Origin of the sequence: Pseudomonas sp. CFBP 13602, assembly GCF_014842725.1 — a bacterium.
Taxonomy (GTDB): domain Bacteria; phylum Pseudomonadota; class Gammaproteobacteria; order Pseudomonadales; family Pseudomonadaceae; genus Aquipseudomonas; species Aquipseudomonas baltica.
Genome location: NZ_JACYVT010000001.1, coordinates 675,997 through 690,577, shown reverse-complemented (window position 1 = coordinate 690,577; position 14,581 = coordinate 675,997). Strand labels below are relative to the sequence as shown.

Sequence of the window (14,581 nt, the reverse complement as noted above, 5' to 3'; positions counted from 1 at the left end):
TTCCAGAAATGATCGACATGCCAGACGTGCGCTTCATGAATCACGTAGAGTCATGGCGAATGGCGCTGGGCGTGTATCTGGCATGCTGATTATAGACAGTAGTTCCACATAGCAACGGCGACCGGCTGTCACGCTGACCAACGGTTACAGTGACTAGACAGCGTCTCCCGCTGAATGCCGCAGGCTGACCCTCGATGCGCAATATTTACATAGCTGCCGGATCTTCCCCCACCGCAAACTCGGGAAGCACATACTCCTGCAGTTCCGCGATCACTTCCAGCGCCGGGCGCCGTGTTGGCTTGAGGTTCAAGGCAACATGGTTGACGCCGGCATCGCGTTGGCGCGCGAAGAAGGCCTTGAGGGCATGACGGCCGCCGTGCAGCACTCGACCGGTCTGCAACGGTGCGTTGGCATCGGTATCCAGGTCGAACATCGCGCCATAGCCGAATGGTACGAAACCACGCGACGCGGTCACTTCACGCCAGTGCGGCACCACCTCCGACATACGCTGGGCATCGCCATGCCAGATCCAGGCGTCGACGTGTTCGCCCAGCCACTCCAGGCTCTGGCCGGCACGGCCAATGGCGATGATGGGGATGCGTGACGCCGCAGGCTTGGGCACCAGGTCGATGTCGCCGCGCAGATGGCCGAAGTGTTCGGTTTTCAAACGCGGGAAGGATACCGAGGTCAGGGTCTTGATCAAGGCGACCGCCTCGCGATAGCGCTCCACGCGCGTGGCGAAGTCGACCCCGAAGGCCGGGTACTCGGTTGGCCGGTCACCGGAAGCCATGCCTGCCAGAAAACGTCCGCCAAGCAGTTGGTCTGCAGTGGTGATCTGTTTGGCGGTGATGACAGGTTCACGCAGGGGCGTGACGAACCCGGCCGTGCCGATTGCGATCCGTTGAGTGAGCGCGGCCAGCCAGCCGGCGTACACCAGCGGGTCCAGCACCTGGCCGGTGTCGCCGAACGACGGGTCGTAGAAGGGTACATCGCGCAGCCACAAGGCTGCAGCGTCACTGCGATCCAGGCTTTGCACGATCTCGGCCTGGTCCGACAGGCCTGGAAAGGGGCTGTCGGGGTAGCCACTGGCCGGGGAAATGAAACCAATGGTCAATTGACCGTGTTGGAAGGTGCGGCTGAACGCGTCGTGGCCAGCCAGATCGTGTAGAGGTTTTTCCGGATTCATAGTGCCTGCCCAAGATCCAAGAGATATCACCAGTTTAACGCCAGGGTGGATGCCTTTTTCGGACCTTTCGGATCGACTGTGATGAATTACTTTCCCCAATCTAGGGTGGAAATCGACCCAGGATGCAATGATGCCAAAAAGACATTACCCAGCCTGAAAAGTTCAAAACCTTTACAGAAATAAAAATATGTACAAGTTTTTGTAAAGTTATTGGGGTTTCTACCGATAGGGACGTTTGACCGCAGAATGATTGCGGTCAGCCTCATGGGCCACGCAGAGCTCAGGCGTCCGAGAAATGGACCGTTCTCACCCCAAGACCCATTACGAACCGTCCCATTTCGGGCTGTGAGAACCTCATGAACATCCTTGCTCCTGCCGTAGCACTGGCCAACCGATTACGCTTTCCGACGAAATTTGCGGTACTGGCAATCATCGTTCTGATCCCCCTGGCGCTGCTGGGCACCCGTTTCATCGTTCAAATCAACGAAAGCCTTGCCGTCATCCGTTCGGAGCAGGCAGGCCAGCGTTACCTGCTGGACGTCACGCCCATCCTGCGCTTGTCCATGATGCAGCGCGCCCTGAGCAATCGCCTGCTCAGCGGTGATTCGACTGCGCAAGCCGATGTACTGGCCAACCAGGCGAAGCTGGAGGACGCATTCTCGAAACTGGCCGCCACTGACCGCCAGTTCAACGAGCCGCTGGAAACCGGTGACCGCGTCCAGGATCTGCACGCAGCAGCCACGCGGTTGATGGCGCAGGCCAAGCCGGGCGCCGACCAGAGCGGCGTGTTCGACGCGTGGAACGACCAACTCACCGAGACGTTGAATTTTGTCTACTACGTGTCGGCCACGTCGGGGATGGTGCTGGATGAGGATTACGCATCGCTGTTCATGATCGACCAGAGCACCTTGCGCCTGCCCCGCCAGATCAACATCGTCGGGCAACTGCGTGGGCTCGCCAGCGGCCTGCGTGAAGGGCAGGTGTTGAGCCCGGCTACGCGCGGCGTGATCAAGTCGATGCTCAAGAGCGAACTGCTGATCCACAAGGAACTGCAGCAAAGCCTGGCCTTGCTGCGTCGCCGTGAGCCCGCGCTCGCCGATCGGATCCAGGCACCGATCAACAGCGCTTTCGCAAGCCTCGAGGGCTTCCGTGCGGACCTCGACGCGGTGACGTCCTCGACCAGCGATACACTGGGCAACGTGCAGAACGTACCCGCCAAGGGCAATGCAGTGGTGGCTGAGTTGTACAAGGCCCAGGACACCCTGCAGGTGGAGTTGCTGAATCGGCTGGAACACCGTGTCGAGGAGAAGAATGCTCAACGCCAGTTCATCATTGGCATGTTCGCGCTCGTCGGCCTGCTGCTGGTGTACGTGTTCTGCGGCATCTACAGCGCCATGCGGCGTACCATTCAGGATGTGCTGTTGGCCACCCAGCTCATTGCCCAGGGCGACCTGAGCACGCGCGTCCAGGTCCGCGGCAAGGATGAAATGGCCGACGTAGGCAACAGCCTGAATCATATGGTGCAGGCCTTCAGTGGTTCTCTGGCTCAGGTCGAGCGCAGCTCGCAGTCGGTGTCTGACGCCGCCACGCGCATGGGTGTGTCCATCGACCGCGCCAAACGCTCGATGAACACCCAGCAAAGCGAAACCGAGCAGGTGGCCACGGCCATCAACGAAATGACCACCAGCGTTGCCGACGTCGCGCAGAACACCGAAGGTGCCGCCCACGCGGCCGAACAGGCCAGCCAGTCTTCCCATGCCGGGCTGGCGCAGATGCACGAAACCAAGGTCACCATCGAGGCCCTGGCCGACGAAGTGGAGCGCAGCGCGCAGAAGGTCTCGGCGCTTGCCCAGCACAGCCAGCAGATCGGTGGGGTCATCGAAGTGATCCGCAACATTGCCGACCAGACCAACCTGCTGGCCTTGAACGCCGCCATCGAAGCCGCCCGTGCGGGCGAGCAGGGCCGGGGCTTCGCAGTGGTCGCCGACGAGGTGCGGACCCTGGCATCGCGTACGCAAAACTCCACCGAAGAGATCCGCCGCATCATCCAGGAATTGCAATTGGCCACCGCGGCTGCCGTCGAGCAAATGAAGGCTGGCAAGCAGCGCGCCCAGGAATGCCTGCAGTCCGCGGATGCGGCCTCGACCAGCCTGGATGCCATCAGCGATGGCGTCGAGCAGATCGTCGGCATGAACACCCAGATCGCCAGCGCGGCCGTTCAGCAGCACGCCGTGTCGGAGGACATCAACCGCAACGTGACCGAGATTCGCAATGGCAGCCTGGCGTTGATGGAAGGTATCGAAGACAACGCTGTGACTGCAGAAGAGCTATCACTGCTTGCAACCGAGCTGCGCACCGTGGTGGCGCGGTTCAAGCTATAGGAAGGCGCCCCGAGGGAAGCGCCGATCTGCGCTCAAGGGCAAATCGGCGCGCTGTGGTCCATCGAAGCTGACAGTCGGAGCGCTACAGGGATGCAGCCAGCTTGGTGGCTGCATCCAGGGCGGCGTTGAAACTGGCCTCGGCCGTTGCGGCATCGCCCAGCGTCGCTTCCGACTCCACCGTGTCGATGGCTGGAATCCCCACCATGCGTGCCCAGGTTCTGAGGAATGCAACCTGATGGTCGTAATCCTCGGTGGGATAGTCCTCGCCCAGCACCACTCCGCGGGTGGCGAGCACCACCACCTTCTTGCCCTTGAGCAGGCCGCACATGCCCTGTTCGTCGAAATCGAACAGCACGCCTCGTTGCGACACCGAGTCGATCAGGTGCTTGAGACGGTAGGGCACGCCGAAATTCCACATGGGCACACTGAAAACGATCACATCCGCACGATGGAAGCGCTCGCCCAAGGCGTGGATCTGCTTCCACACCGCCGCCTGCTCGGCAGTCATTTCCACGCCTTCGAGGTCGGCGTACTTGGCATTCAACGCAGGACCGTCGAAAGGCAGCAGATCAGTGGTCCACACATCCAGCACGTCGACGGTGGCGTCAGGCTGATGCGAAGCGACGGTTTCGAGGTAGCGTGCGGCCAGTTTCAGCGAGGCGGAACGCTCGCCACGCGGAGAGCTGGCAATGTGAAGAATATGCATACAGGGGTTTCCTATGTGGCGCAGCTGCGCGGGGTTTCGATTTAGTCCTGTGCGCGAGCGCCGATGTTCAATTCTGCAACGCGTACCGTCGGCAATGCTCCAGGTACCCTTGCTCATGACTGCCCACCAGATGAACCACGCTGGACCATAGCCAGGACGGCGCGTCCAGCGTGTTCGAACGATTCGTCTGCAACTCGCGCATCCAGTCGGCCCTGGTCGAAAGGTCCATCTGCCGTGCGTGAGCGGCGCCCACCACTCTGGCCAGGTAGCTCGCCGCGCGCATGGCCTCGGTTTCGCTCAACTGGTCGAGCTCAAGCTTCATGTCCTGGGGCAGCAGTTCACGAATGAAGAAACCATGGTCGAGCATCCGCGTGGCCAGCATCCGATTGCCCAGGCCCGGAGACAGATGCCGGGCGCCTTCGACCACGCGCCGGCCGTTATCGCGCGGCATACCTGCGCGCACCGTGCGCGGTGCTGCGGCAGCGACCGCTTCCTTGACGTCCAGGAGACACAGTTCCTGGTCATCGTCGTCGCCCACGCCGAGCAGCACGGCATAGCGCTTGAGGCCCAGGGAGCTGCAACCCTTGACCCAATAAGCCGAATCCAGCAACTCGACACTGTCACTCCCCGAGCGGCCCTTGAGGGACGTGACCAGGGCATGGATCTCGTCGGTGGCGCACAAGGCCTTGATGGCGCTGCGCTCGGTTTTGGAGAGCGCCCAGAAATGCTTGCCCAACGGAATCGTCGGACGCATGTCTTCGATGCGTTCCTGCGCCAGATGCTTCCACGTACGCTGCACAGCGCTGCGCATGCCAGCCTTGACCTGCGCGGGACGCTGCGGCTGTTCTTCCTGGTTGTTCTCGAAGGCTTGCTCGTAGCCCACCATCATCTCTTCGAGCATGCGCGCGGTAGCCACGCCGGGCAGGTCCGAGCCGCGAGCCGCGGTCGCCAGCGACAAGCCGAGCCGGACCAGGTCGTGGACAGGGTTGCCGATCACCGTCTGGTCCAGGTCGCGAATATGGATGTCGATGCGACCCTTCAAATCGCCGGTCGGCCCGAGGTTGCCGGCGTGACAGTCGCCACAGATCCACACCGGCGGCCCACTGGGCAAGCGCCGACCGGACTGGGACTGCAGCCATTCATAGAATTGCACGGTGCTGCCGCGCACATAGGCATGCGCGGATCGGGCCATCTTCAAATTGCGCAGTTGCTCGAGGGGTTCCAGGCGTGCGGCAGGACGGGGCGTTTTCATGGAATAGTCTTTGGGGGAAAGACTATGGAGTGGTTATCCGAGGTGCATGTTTCAAAATGTTTCTAGTTTTTTCTCCGGGCAAAACACGACGAGAGGAGCATATGGCTTTGGCAGACGCTGAGCCGTTCTATGCCGGCAGGTAGCGGGCCACCGGCGCAGATGGGTGCAGGGTTCATCCAATACGCGTGGGCTTGGATTCCTCGATGAATACATCTGGCTTGGTATGGAAGCGCTGTGCCAGCGCATAGGCCATCTTGTGGCTGATGGGGCGCGTCCCGGCCAGCACCTTTGACACCACATGCTTATCGCCAATTTCGGGCAAATCCGAACCGGTAAGCCCCAGCATCTCCATGAAGTCACGCAACAGCTGCACGGCAGTGCTGGTGGGTTTCAAATGGGCGTTGATGGCCTCGAACTGCTGCGAATCACGCTCGTAATTCAGAAGCGCATCCTCGAGCTCGACCAGTACCTGCTCTTCATACTTGTTCAGGGTGTGGCCATCAGTCAGCTCGTCGAGCAACGCAGACGCAAGCGCGTATTCAGCGGGGCTATGGATGCCGCCAACGAACGACTCACGTAGCTGCTCAACCAATACTTGAAGGCTTTCCAAGGCAGCACGGATGCTTTGAGGATCTTGAAGTACGGTGGTCATGGTTTCGCCCCCTGGTTGTTTCTGGCATACCAGTCATTTGCAGCGTCATATTCAGCATGGGTATAGATGTGTTTGACGTACAGCTTTTGTCGCTTGTAATTGACGCCTGCGATCAATCTCAATTTGTTGCCGCCGATATCGATCACAACCCACCCCACCTGTGCCCGGGGCTTGAATAGATCCAACCGGCTCCCAAACAGGTCTGCCAGATCGTTGTAACAGCTGGGTTCCAATGCACACAGAATTCGATAGCAGGCTTTGAGGGCAGTGGCGCAGGTAGGGTGCCTACGGCATGCGTCGTCAAATCGATCCTTCTTCAGAACATCCATATGTTTTCCTGGCGTTTATCGTCATGATACGCCAGTTGTCATTTTTGGCAACCTCAAGCCGGCCGTAGCAGTGATGTGCAAGCTAGGTCCCCAAGCATTTGCATGTCAGCCATCAACCCTATGACGAGCCAAGTCGGAACTGCTCTCAACGAGGCCCGGACCGTGGCCGCTTTTGCCCAGCACTGTTCGCTTCGGGAACTGCACAACTGCCGTTCCTGCAGCGAGCACTGCCGTCCGGGTGGGGCAGCCAGGCCAGATGCGGACGCCAGCGGCAGAACAGCCGATAGCCAACGTTGAACAGGGGCCTGGCCCACCGCCAGGACAACGGCGCGGCCCATAGGCCAAGGCCCGCGGCGCGCCAGCTCCAGAGTGTCGCGTCCAGGCCGGTGACCCATGTTCCATCGCTGAACCGGGCATGAAGCAACGATTCCATGTGCGCCCGGGTGAAGCCCAAGGATTGAGCGTCGAACGCCGGATCGCTGATATCGATGAAATGAAGGCGTTCGGGCAAGGCACGCGCCCTCAGAAGCTTGATTTCGTGGGCGCAGAGGGGGCAGTCACCGTCGAAGTAGAGGGTCAGCGGCCACTTTATGCTGTCGTGCATCGATGAGTGTCCTGGGTGGGTGTGGGAATGAAATGTCTGAAATCGAGCGAGGTGTGCTTGATTGGAATAGACACCCGGTTCTCCCTTTCACTCGTTTTTTTCGTTGGCGCGCAGATTGTTTCGCGCAAAAGCGCGTTCGATCAGCGCCCAAGCGCCTTGCCCCACCCCTGATCCTTGGCGTGGCGCCAATCGCGGTCTTCCTTGCTGTCGATGCCGACATGCCGTTGGAAGTCAGCGATGGCGCTGGCTTGGCATTGCCGGAAGCCGTCGTCCCAGCCGGTGGCGTATTGACGATCCGAAAGGTAGACGGGCACGTTCTTGCGAAATTCGCCCAAGGCTTGCGCGGCGTGCCGACCACTGCCGCAGCCGTCCTCGAAGCCGCTGGCGAAGGGGGCAGGGTAGCCCTCGGCCAATAGCCGCTCCCGGGTCGTTTGGCAGGCGCTCAACACTACTGCCGATAAGGCTAGGCTCAGCAGCACCCCAGTTCGTCTGCCAGGTCTCCACAGGGCGTTCATCGCCGGTACCCGTCGGGCATCAGGGCCGCAGCCGGCACAGGTGAAGGCTGTGTCGAGGGGCGGTAGAGAATCCAGCGATAACACAGCACGCAAATGACCCAATCGATCAGCAGCGTCCAGATGTTATGGGAAAGGAAGTGCGCGCCTTGCGCCATTCGCCCCAGCGAAAAGACCGATCCCAGTATCAGCGCCACCGCCAGTGCGATGCTCGCAGTGCGTGGGCGACGATCGCGCCAGAAAAAGAACAGGGCGAGCAGCGAGAAGCCGCTCGACGCATGGCCGCCGGGCCAGCACAGACCAGGCTTTTCCGTTGCGGCGCGGGGGCTGAGCAACGGTGTATAGGTTTCCTGGCCGCCGAACTCTTTCAGGCTCCAGGGGCAATGCACGGCTGTCAGCACCTTGAGCGGCGTCACCACCGACGTAGTCAGCGCCATCGCCAGCACCACATACCCCAGTGGTCGACGCCATTGGCGCAGGCGCGTGGCCCACAGACTCGCCACGAAACCTGCGAGTGCAAGTACGGCAAAGGCGATCACCGCCTGCTTGGCGCGATCATGCAGAATATTTTCCAGCCAGTAGCTCTGGCGTCCGATGAAGCCAACCCCCGGCACGTAGAAGATCTGCGCCAGGGCGAAGTCGAGGGCGGGCGGATACAGCCACAGCATCGTTGCCATCAGCACGAGCGGAATGCCCAGCGCCAATCGAAAGTCAAAATGCCGGGACGCAGCAACAGGTAATGCGATAGCCATGACAGGCTCCGATCCAATGATGAAGAACAGGTGAAAGTTACGTGGGGAAGTAACGACGGCGGCCTGTCATCAATGATCTATTGGCCGCTTGCGTTACGAGCGACGATAAGTTTGCGCCGTTCAGAACGAAGTGAACGAACTGTGAAAAATACGTGGAAAGTAGTGCTCGCCTCGGCTGAAGGAAGCGATCGCATTGCTGTGTTCCAGCGCATGCCTCGAAACGGACTCGCAACGAGCTTTTCCTCGCGAATCTTTCACGAAAATTTGAATTATCCGCGTCTAGAGTCCGCGCCATCGACAACCGTAGCACGGCGCACGGCTCGCTTCTTTGCCCGACGGCAGACTCCCATGTTCAAACTCAAACCTGTACGCCCGGAAACCGCGACGGTGCTTGCCAGTGTCTTTCTGCTGGTGGTGTTCAATGTGCCCCTCTGGCAGCATCTGGCTGCAATCACCGGGGAGGGTGGCGCTGGAACACAACTTGCCCTTGCGTTTGCCATCATGCTGTTGGGCGTGTTCAATATCGTCCTGACGATAGTGGCGTTTCCATTCATATTCAAACCGGTATTGACGGTGCTGTTTCTCACCAGTGCCAGTGTCACCTACTTCATGAGTCACTACGGTGTGCTCATGGACGTTGGCATGCTTCGCAATCTGGTGGAAACCAATATCACCGAAGTACAAGGCTTGTTGTCTCCGATGCTCTGGGTCTATGTCTTGCTGTTGGGCGTATTGCCGTCGGTGCTGTTGTGGAAAACGCCCATCGCCTACCGCAAAGTGCATCGCCAGTTGGTCAGCAAGGCACTGGTCGGCGCGGGCTCTGCGGCGGTCATTGCCGTGGTCGCGCTGGTGGACTATCAGGGGCTGTCGTCACTGTTGCGCAATCATCACGAGTTGCGCCTGATGGTGGTGCCGAGCAATTACATCGGTGCCTCGATCGCCTATGCACGCGAACAAGTGTCCACGGCACGACAGCCATTCCGGGCCATCGGCGAAGACGCCGTGCGAGCCGTCAACGTGGCCAGCAATGCGCCCAAGTCACTGACGGTACTGGTGGTAGGGGAAAGTGCGCGCGCCGAGAACTTCGGCATCCTGGGTTACGAGCGCGAGACCACGCCGCAACTTGCCCAGGAACAAGGGCTGGTGGCCTTTACCGACATGCACTCCTGCGGCACCGAAACGGCTGTCTCTGTGCCATGCATGTTCTCCAACATGGGCCGCAAGCAGTACAAGGCGGACATTGCGAAAAACCAGGAAGGCTTGCTGGACGTGCTCAAACGCGCGGGGCTGGATGTGGTGTGGTGGGACAACCAGTCTGGCTGCAAGGGGACGTGCGACCGGGTCACTTTGCTGGACGTCAGCCATGACAGAGATCCCGCATTGTGCGCGGACAACGAGTGCGGGGACGAAATTCTGCTGCAAGGTCTGCAGGCCTTCATTGACCATTTGAGCAAAGATACCGTTCTGGTATTGCACCAGATGGGCAGCCACGGGCCCGAATATTTCAAGCGTTACCCCAAGGCGTTCGAGAAATTCACGCCGGTGTGCAAAAGCAATGCGCTGGATGCGTGCAGCAGAGAGAGTATCGTCAACGGCTATGACAACACCTTGCTGTACACCGATCACGTGCTGGCTCGGCTCATCGATGTACTGCGCAGCAACCAGGATCATCTGGCCACCGCGATGATCTATCTGTCGGATCATGGCGAGTCGCTGGGCGAGTACAACCTGTTCCTGCATGGCACGCCTTACATGCTTGCCCCCGATCAGCAGAAACACGTGCCGCTGCTGGTATGGCTTTCCGAAAGTTATCAGCGCGCGCTCACGGTCGACAGCCGCTGCCTGCAGCAGACGCGTCATGAACCGCTGAGCCAGGACAATCTGTTTCACTCGGTGCTAGGCTTGCTGCATGTGCAGACGCGTGTCTACGACACCGGATTGGATATGTTCGCCAGTTGCAGGGGGATCAACGGGCATGCGGCTGACGCGGCGAAACAACTGGCGGCCGGCCGCTGAGCGGGTGACCTTTTTCCGTTGTTCCGCCTGACACCACAAAGAGGGTTCCATGCGCATACTGGTTATCGAAGATCACGCCGATATCCTCGCCAACATCTCCGAGTATTTCACGCTCAAGGGCTGTGAAGTTACCGGGGCGCTGGATGGCGTCACTGGGCTGCACCTGGCGATGACCGGCAACTTCGACGCCATCATTCTGGATGTGATGCTGCCCGGCATGGACGGCAATCGGGTCTGTCACAAGCTGCGCTCGGTTTCCAGGCAGAACACCCCCATCCTGATGCTGACTGCACGTGACGAATTGGAAGACCGCTTGACCGGCTTCAGCGTCGGTGCCGACGACTACATCATCAAGCCCTTCGCGTTGTCCGAGCTGTTTGCTCGCGTCGAGACGGTGAGTCGACGGTCGACAGGCGTTCGGAAGAACGTGCTCCAGGTCCATGACCTGACCTTCGACCTGGATTCGCTTGAGGTGAAGCGGGCGGGCAAGCTGCTCAAACTCAACCCCACCACCCTCGTGCTGCTGGAGCTGCTGATGCGCAAAAGCCCCGCGATAGTGAAGCGTCGCGAGTTCGAACTGGCGCTATGGGGCCAGGAAACGCACGACTCCGACAGCCTGCGAACGGGCATCTACATGTTGCGCAGAACCATCGACAAAACCTTCGACGTGCCCCTGCTGCACACCGTGCACAGCATGGGCTACAAGCTGCAGGGCCCGTCCGGTGGCGAAGTGTCGATCGAACGGCACTGACCCCGGCCCAGGCCTCGCAGCGCCAGGCTCAGGCGAGCTCTAGCGCCTTCAGTATCTGCACCAGGCGCTCGTTGGACTGCCGGTCGAGCCCCTTGAGGGGAAGAGGCAGGCAATTGGCTGCTGCCTGGCCCATGATCTCGGCTGCGGCAGCGATGACCCGGACACTGCCATATTCACGGAACATTGCCCACAGCGGTTCAAGCCCTGCCGACAGTTCGACGGCGCGGCCCGAGTGTGCACCCTTCGTTGCCTCGATGAGCGCCAGCGCAGTTCGCGGAAACAGTCCGCCCAGCACGGAGTACCACAGCTCGCACCCTGCATTGAGGCCGGTCACTGCAAAGGCATCGCCACTGATGCCTATACTGACGTGGGCAGGGATGCTCGCCCGCAGGCGCGCCACCCGGGCCGAGGCTTGCGCTGGATCCAGGTTCATGCCGGGGATCTTGATCGAGGCGACATTCGGCAAAGCTGCAATGCGCCCGTGCAGCTCGTCCGTGAACTCGAAGTGCGTGGTGCCGGGGTTGTCGTAGACCACCAACGGCACCGAAACGTGGTGAGCGAGGGTTTCGTAGAATTCGAATACTTCATCGGCACCAAGCTTCTGGTAACTCACCGGCGGCAGCAACAGCGCGCAGGCCCCAGCGGCCTGCGCATCCTCCGCCAGCAGCAGCACATCTCGCGTGGCGACCGAGCCGATCCCGACGATAACGGGCACCTCACCGGCCACGCTGACGGCAAGCTGCGTCGCGAGGCGTCGTTCTTTCCGGTTCAGGTACGCGTAGCTTCCCGTCGAGCCCAGAACGCCGATGGAATCGACCTTTGCCGACGACAGGTTTTCAATCAACCCGGCGAAGGCCGTTTCGTCGACGACACCGTCACGCAGCGGGGTCAAAGGGAATGCGCTCAAACCTGTGAACATGAAAGAACTCCTCATTTTCGGACGAAATACGCAGGTTTGCATCGGCGACCGGCGTTGCTATAGGGTACCTGAGTACATTGCCAGCGACGCAACAGAGTGGGGCCCCTTTATGTCGTTCGATATTCACCATCTGCTTCTGGTGTTCGTCACCTACATTGTCGGCGCAGCGAGCCCGGGGCCCAGCAACATGCGAATCATGAGCGTCGCGATGCACCAAGGCAGACGCCCGGCGTTGGTGCTGGCGGCAGGCGTCATCAGTGGTTCGTTCTTCTGGGGTTCCATGGCTGCTACGGGTGTCTCGGCAGTGCTCGTGCAATACGCCGGCGCGCTGTTCATTCTGAAGATGGCAGGCGGCGCCTATCTGCTTTTTCTGGCCAGCAAGGCCTGCCGTTCCGCGCTGACGTCCAATCAACGCTTTGCCGATGAGTTGGCATCTTCACCGAAGGCATCCTGGCCGAGTCTGTATCGTCGGGGCTTGCTGATGCATCTTACCAATCCGAAAGCCCTGCTGAGCTGGATCGCTACGATGACCCTGGGCTTGGGCCCAGGCGCGACGAGCTCGACCGTGGCGATCATCCTGGCGGGTTGCGCCATACTTAGCGTGACCATTTTTGGCGGTTATGCACTGGTCTTCTCTACGGCCCCAATGGTGCGTGCCTATGGAAAGGCGCGCCGTTGGATCGAGGGCACCTTGGCGATGGTCTTTGCCGCAGCCGGCTTGAAACTCCTGTTCGCCAGGCCGTGATCCGCTGCAGGCCCTGATCGCGCTCGTTTCGCTATCGTCGTGAGCCATATCCGATAGCTGCCGACCTGCCCCATGCTCAAGATTCCTGCCGGCGGGCCGATGATGGTTGTCATCAACCCCCGATCGCAATGGAATCCTGCATGATCATCCGACGCCTCAATCTCGCCCCTCGGGCGATCGCTTTCTTCTCGGCCGTAGTCGCGGTCGTGATCCTTCTGGGCAGTATCTCCATCGTTCAGATGAACAAGCTCTACCAGGCCGAGCAGGACGTGGAAACCAACTGGATGCTCGGCATTCGCGATGCGGGTCAGATGAACAGCGGACTGCTGAGGTTGCGGCTCGAAAGCATGCGCGGTGCTACCACCACCGATGCCGCGCTTCGTGAACAGACGATTGCTGCGTTTCCGGGCTATCGCCGTACTTTTCAGGAAACCATCAAGCACTACGAAAGCACCGTTGCGAGCGACGATGACCGTAAACTTTACGAATCCATACGCTCCGATGCGGCAGCGTATGACCAACTGCTGGGTCAGCTCGAACCTATGCTGCGTGCTGCCGACACCACTGCGGCAACTGCGCTGATCAACACGGGCATTCGTCCGTTGACCAATGCCCTCGAAGGCAAGGTCAACCAGCTCATGGCGCTGAACGACCGCGGTGCCACGGATGCCGGCGATGCGGCGCTGGCGACGTTCGAGTCGGGACGCAACTGGGTCATCGGGCTGATGGCTGCGGCCGTGCTGGCTACCATCCTGCTCGCTGCGCTATTGATCCGCAGCATCACCCAGCCGATCAAGGAGGCCGTGCAGATCGCCCAGCGCATCGCGCGCAAGGACCTGACCGAAACGATCGTCGTGGTCGGGCAGGACGAGGCCGCCAGCATGCTCACCGCGTTGGCCCAGATGCAGGCCAACCTGCGCCAGACCATCGCGCACATTTCCGACAGTTCCAGCCAGTTGGCTGCCGCCTCGGAAGAGATGAGCGCCGTGACCGAGGAATCCAGCCGCGGTCTGGCGCGCCAGAACGACGAGGTCAATCAGGCTGCCAGCGCCGTCACCCAGATGAGCTCGGCCGTTGATGAGGTGGCACGCAATGCGGCAGAGGCCGCCGACGCGTCGGCAACCACCCAGTCCCTGGCCAGGGATGGGCTGGGCAAGGTCGAGCAGACCCTCACCGCCATTCAGGCACTGGCCACCAACGTGGGCAGCACCAGCACCCAGGTCAAGCAGCTGTCGTCACGGGCGCGGGAGATCAATACGGTGGTCGAGGTGATTCGCGCCATCGCCGAACAGACCAACCTGCTGGCATTGAACGCGGCCATCGAAGCGGCCCGCGCCGGAGAGCAGGGTCGAGGCTTCGCCGTGGTGGCGGATGAAGTGCGCGCCCTGGCTCACCGCACGCAGCAGTCGACCCAGGAAATCGAAAAGATGATCGGCTCCATGCAGACCGATTCGGTGCAAGCCGTGCAAGCCATGGAGCAGAGTCAGCAGATGGCCAGCGATTCGTCGGCCGTGGCGCAGCACGCCAGCGCATCGCTCAGTCAGATATCGGCATCGATCAACCTCATCAGCGAACGCAATACCGTAATCGCCACCGCAGCCGAGGAGCAGGCACAGGTGGCACGGGAAATCGACCGCAACATCACCAGCATCCGCGACCTTTCGATCCAGAGCGCAGCCGGCGCCACGCAAACGGCCACTGCCAGCGGAGAAGTGTCGCGGCTGGCGGTCGGGCTGACCGCATTGGTCGGGGCGTTCGCGATCTGACCGTGGCCGA

The 14,581-nt window shown here is 60.7% G+C and carries 14 protein-coding genes and 1 pseudogene; 6 read left to right on the top strand and 9 right to left on the bottom strand.

The features are described from left to right. Positions 1-205: 205 nt before the first annotated feature. Entirely contained in the window at positions 206-1,186 is a 981-nt protein-coding gene (locus IFU31_RS02975) for an LLM class oxidoreductase (protein ID WP_192102241.1), read from the bottom strand. Between the two features lie 356 nt (positions 1,187-1,542). Between IFU31_RS02975 and IFU31_RS02970 the strand changes: the two genes are divergently transcribed. After that, positions 1,543-3,567, top strand: a complete 2,025-nt coding sequence (locus IFU31_RS02970) for a methyl-accepting chemotaxis protein (RefSeq protein WP_192102240.1) — start codon at positions 1,543-1,545, stop codon at positions 3,565-3,567. An 82-nt stretch (positions 3,568-3,649) separates the two neighbouring features. Here the strand turns inward: IFU31_RS02970 and IFU31_RS02965 are convergent, their stop codons facing one another. The 7 genes from IFU31_RS02965 to IFU31_RS02935 all read right to left on the bottom strand — a co-directional run bounded on the left by IFU31_RS02965 (position 3,650) and on the right by IFU31_RS02935 (position 8,374). Beyond that, entirely contained in the window at positions 3,650-4,273 is a 624-nt protein-coding gene (locus IFU31_RS02965) for an FMN-dependent NADH-azoreductase (protein WP_122712882.1), read from the bottom strand. Between the two features lie 67 nt (positions 4,274-4,340). Then, positions 4,341-5,525 (bottom strand): DUF2252 domain-containing protein, encoded by a 1,185-nt coding sequence (locus IFU31_RS02960; protein WP_192102239.1) that lies wholly within the window; start codon positions 5,523-5,525, stop codon positions 4,341-4,343. Positions 5,526-5,697: 172 nt separating this feature from the next. Continuing rightward, positions 5,698-6,177: a helix-turn-helix domain-containing protein gene (locus IFU31_RS02955; RefSeq protein WP_192102238.1), complete on the bottom strand. Its 480-nt coding sequence runs from the start codon at positions 6,175-6,177 to the stop codon at positions 5,698-5,700. Next, the gene (locus tag IFU31_RS02950) at positions 6,174-6,506 is read right to left on the bottom strand and encodes a type II toxin-antitoxin system HigB family toxin (protein WP_192057337.1); all 333 of its coding nucleotides are present in this window, start codon (positions 6,504-6,506) and stop codon (positions 6,174-6,176) included. The genes IFU31_RS02955 and IFU31_RS02950 overlap by 4 nt, the downstream gene beginning before the upstream one ends. Positions 6,507-6,651: 145 nt before the next feature. Then, a complete protein-coding gene (locus IFU31_RS02945) occupies positions 6,652-7,110 on the bottom strand; it encodes a thiol-disulfide oxidoreductase DCC family protein (protein ID WP_192102237.1) in 459 nt (152 codons plus the stop codon). Between the two features lie 140 nt (positions 7,111-7,250). Then, positions 7,251-7,625 carry a hypothetical protein gene (locus IFU31_RS02940; protein ID WP_244646846.1) on the bottom strand — a complete coding sequence of 125 codons (375 nt, stop codon included), beginning with the start codon at positions 7,623-7,625 and terminating at the stop codon, positions 7,251-7,253. Beyond that, positions 7,622-8,374, bottom strand: a complete 753-nt coding sequence (locus IFU31_RS02935) for a phosphatase PAP2 family protein (RefSeq protein WP_192102236.1) — start codon at positions 8,372-8,374, stop codon at positions 7,622-7,624. The genes IFU31_RS02940 and IFU31_RS02935 overlap by 4 nt, the downstream gene beginning before the upstream one ends. 348 nt (positions 8,375-8,722) lie before the next feature. Between IFU31_RS02935 and IFU31_RS02930 the strand changes: the two genes are divergently transcribed. Together IFU31_RS02930 and IFU31_RS02925 are read left to right on the top strand one after the other, a co-directional pair. Beyond that, a complete protein-coding gene (locus IFU31_RS02930; RefSeq protein WP_192102235.1) occupies positions 8,723-10,390 on the top strand; it encodes a phosphoethanolamine transferase in 1,668 nt (555 codons plus the stop codon). Positions 10,391-10,439: 49 nt separating this feature from the next. Continuing rightward, positions 10,440-11,141, top strand: coding sequence for a response regulator transcription factor (locus IFU31_RS02925; RefSeq protein WP_192057335.1), 702 nt, complete (start codon positions 10,440-10,442; stop codon positions 11,139-11,141). A gap of 28 nt (positions 11,142-11,169) precedes the next feature. On the opposite strand, the gene IFU31_RS02920 is transcribed toward IFU31_RS02925, so the two are convergent. Further along, complete coding sequence (locus tag IFU31_RS02920; protein WP_192102234.1) at positions 11,170-12,060, bottom strand: dihydrodipicolinate synthase family protein; 891 nt, start codon at positions 12,058-12,060, stop codon at positions 11,170-11,172. On the opposite strand from IFU31_RS02920, the gene IFU31_RS02915 reads away from it, so the two are divergent. The 3 genes and pseudogenes from IFU31_RS02915 to IFU31_RS21790 all read left to right on the top strand — a co-directional run bounded on the left by IFU31_RS02915 (position 12,059) and on the right by IFU31_RS21790 (position 14,571). Further along, complete coding sequence (locus IFU31_RS02915; RefSeq protein ID WP_244657614.1) at positions 12,059-12,805, top strand: LysE family translocator; 747 nt, start codon at positions 12,059-12,061, stop codon at positions 12,803-12,805. The genes IFU31_RS02920 and IFU31_RS02915 overlap by 2 nt on opposite strands. 128 nt (positions 12,806-12,933) lie before the next feature. Beyond that, a pseudogene (locus IFU31_RS21795) lies at positions 12,934-13,716 on the top strand (MCP four helix bundle domain-containing protein); the annotation flags it as partial. Continuing rightward, a complete protein-coding gene (locus IFU31_RS21790) occupies positions 13,708-14,571 on the top strand; it encodes a methyl-accepting chemotaxis protein (protein ID WP_425311987.1) in 864 nt (287 codons plus the stop codon). The pseudogene IFU31_RS21795 and the gene IFU31_RS21790, both read left to right, overlap by 9 nt. The last annotated feature ends 10 nt before the right edge of the window (positions 14,572-14,581 follow it).

Excerpts from the sequence above, each read along its gene's own strand:
- IFU31_RS02975 (WP_192102241.1), bottom strand. The coding sequence starts at position 1,186 with ATGAATCCGGAAAAACCTCTACACGATCTGGCTGGCCACGACGCGTTC.
- IFU31_RS02970 (WP_192102240.1), top strand. The coding sequence starts at position 1,543 with ATGAACATCCTTGCTCCTGCCGTAGCACTGGCCAACCGATTACGCTTT.
- IFU31_RS02965 (WP_122712882.1), bottom strand. The coding sequence starts at position 4,273 with ATGCATATTCTTCACATTGCCAGCTCTCCGCGTGGCGAGCGTTCCGCC.
- IFU31_RS02960 (WP_192102239.1), bottom strand. The coding sequence starts at position 5,525 with ATGAAAACGCCCCGTCCTGCCGCACGCCTGGAACCCCTCGAGCAACTG.
- IFU31_RS02955 (WP_192102238.1), bottom strand. The coding sequence starts at position 6,177 with ATGACCACCGTACTTCAAGATCCTCAAAGCATCCGTGCTGCCTTGGAA.
- IFU31_RS02950 (WP_192057337.1), bottom strand. The coding sequence starts at position 6,506 with ATGGATGTTCTGAAGAAGGATCGATTTGACGACGCATGCCGTAGGCAC.
- IFU31_RS02945 (WP_192102237.1), bottom strand. The coding sequence starts at position 7,110 with ATGCACGACAGCATAAAGTGGCCGCTGACCCTCTACTTCGACGGTGAC.
- IFU31_RS02940 (WP_244646846.1), bottom strand. The coding sequence starts at position 7,625 with ATGAACGCCCTGTGGAGACCTGGCAGACGAACTGGGGTGCTGCTGAGC.
- IFU31_RS02935 (WP_192102236.1), bottom strand. The coding sequence starts at position 8,374 with ATGGCTATCGCATTACCTGTTGCTGCGTCCCGGCATTTTGACTTTCGA.
- IFU31_RS02930 (WP_192102235.1), top strand. The coding sequence starts at position 8,723 with ATGTTCAAACTCAAACCTGTACGCCCGGAAACCGCGACGGTGCTTGCC.
- IFU31_RS02925 (WP_192057335.1), top strand. The coding sequence starts at position 10,440 with ATGCGCATACTGGTTATCGAAGATCACGCCGATATCCTCGCCAACATC.
- IFU31_RS02915 (WP_244657614.1), top strand. The coding sequence starts at position 12,059 with ATGAAAGAACTCCTCATTTTCGGACGAAATACGCAGGTTTGCATCGGC.
- IFU31_RS02920 (WP_192102234.1), bottom strand. The coding sequence starts at position 12,060 with ATGTTCACAGGTTTGAGCGCATTCCCTTTGACCCCGCTGCGTGACGGT.
- IFU31_RS21790 (WP_425311987.1), top strand. The coding sequence starts at position 13,708 with ATGCAGGCCAACCTGCGCCAGACCATCGCGCACATTTCCGACAGTTCC.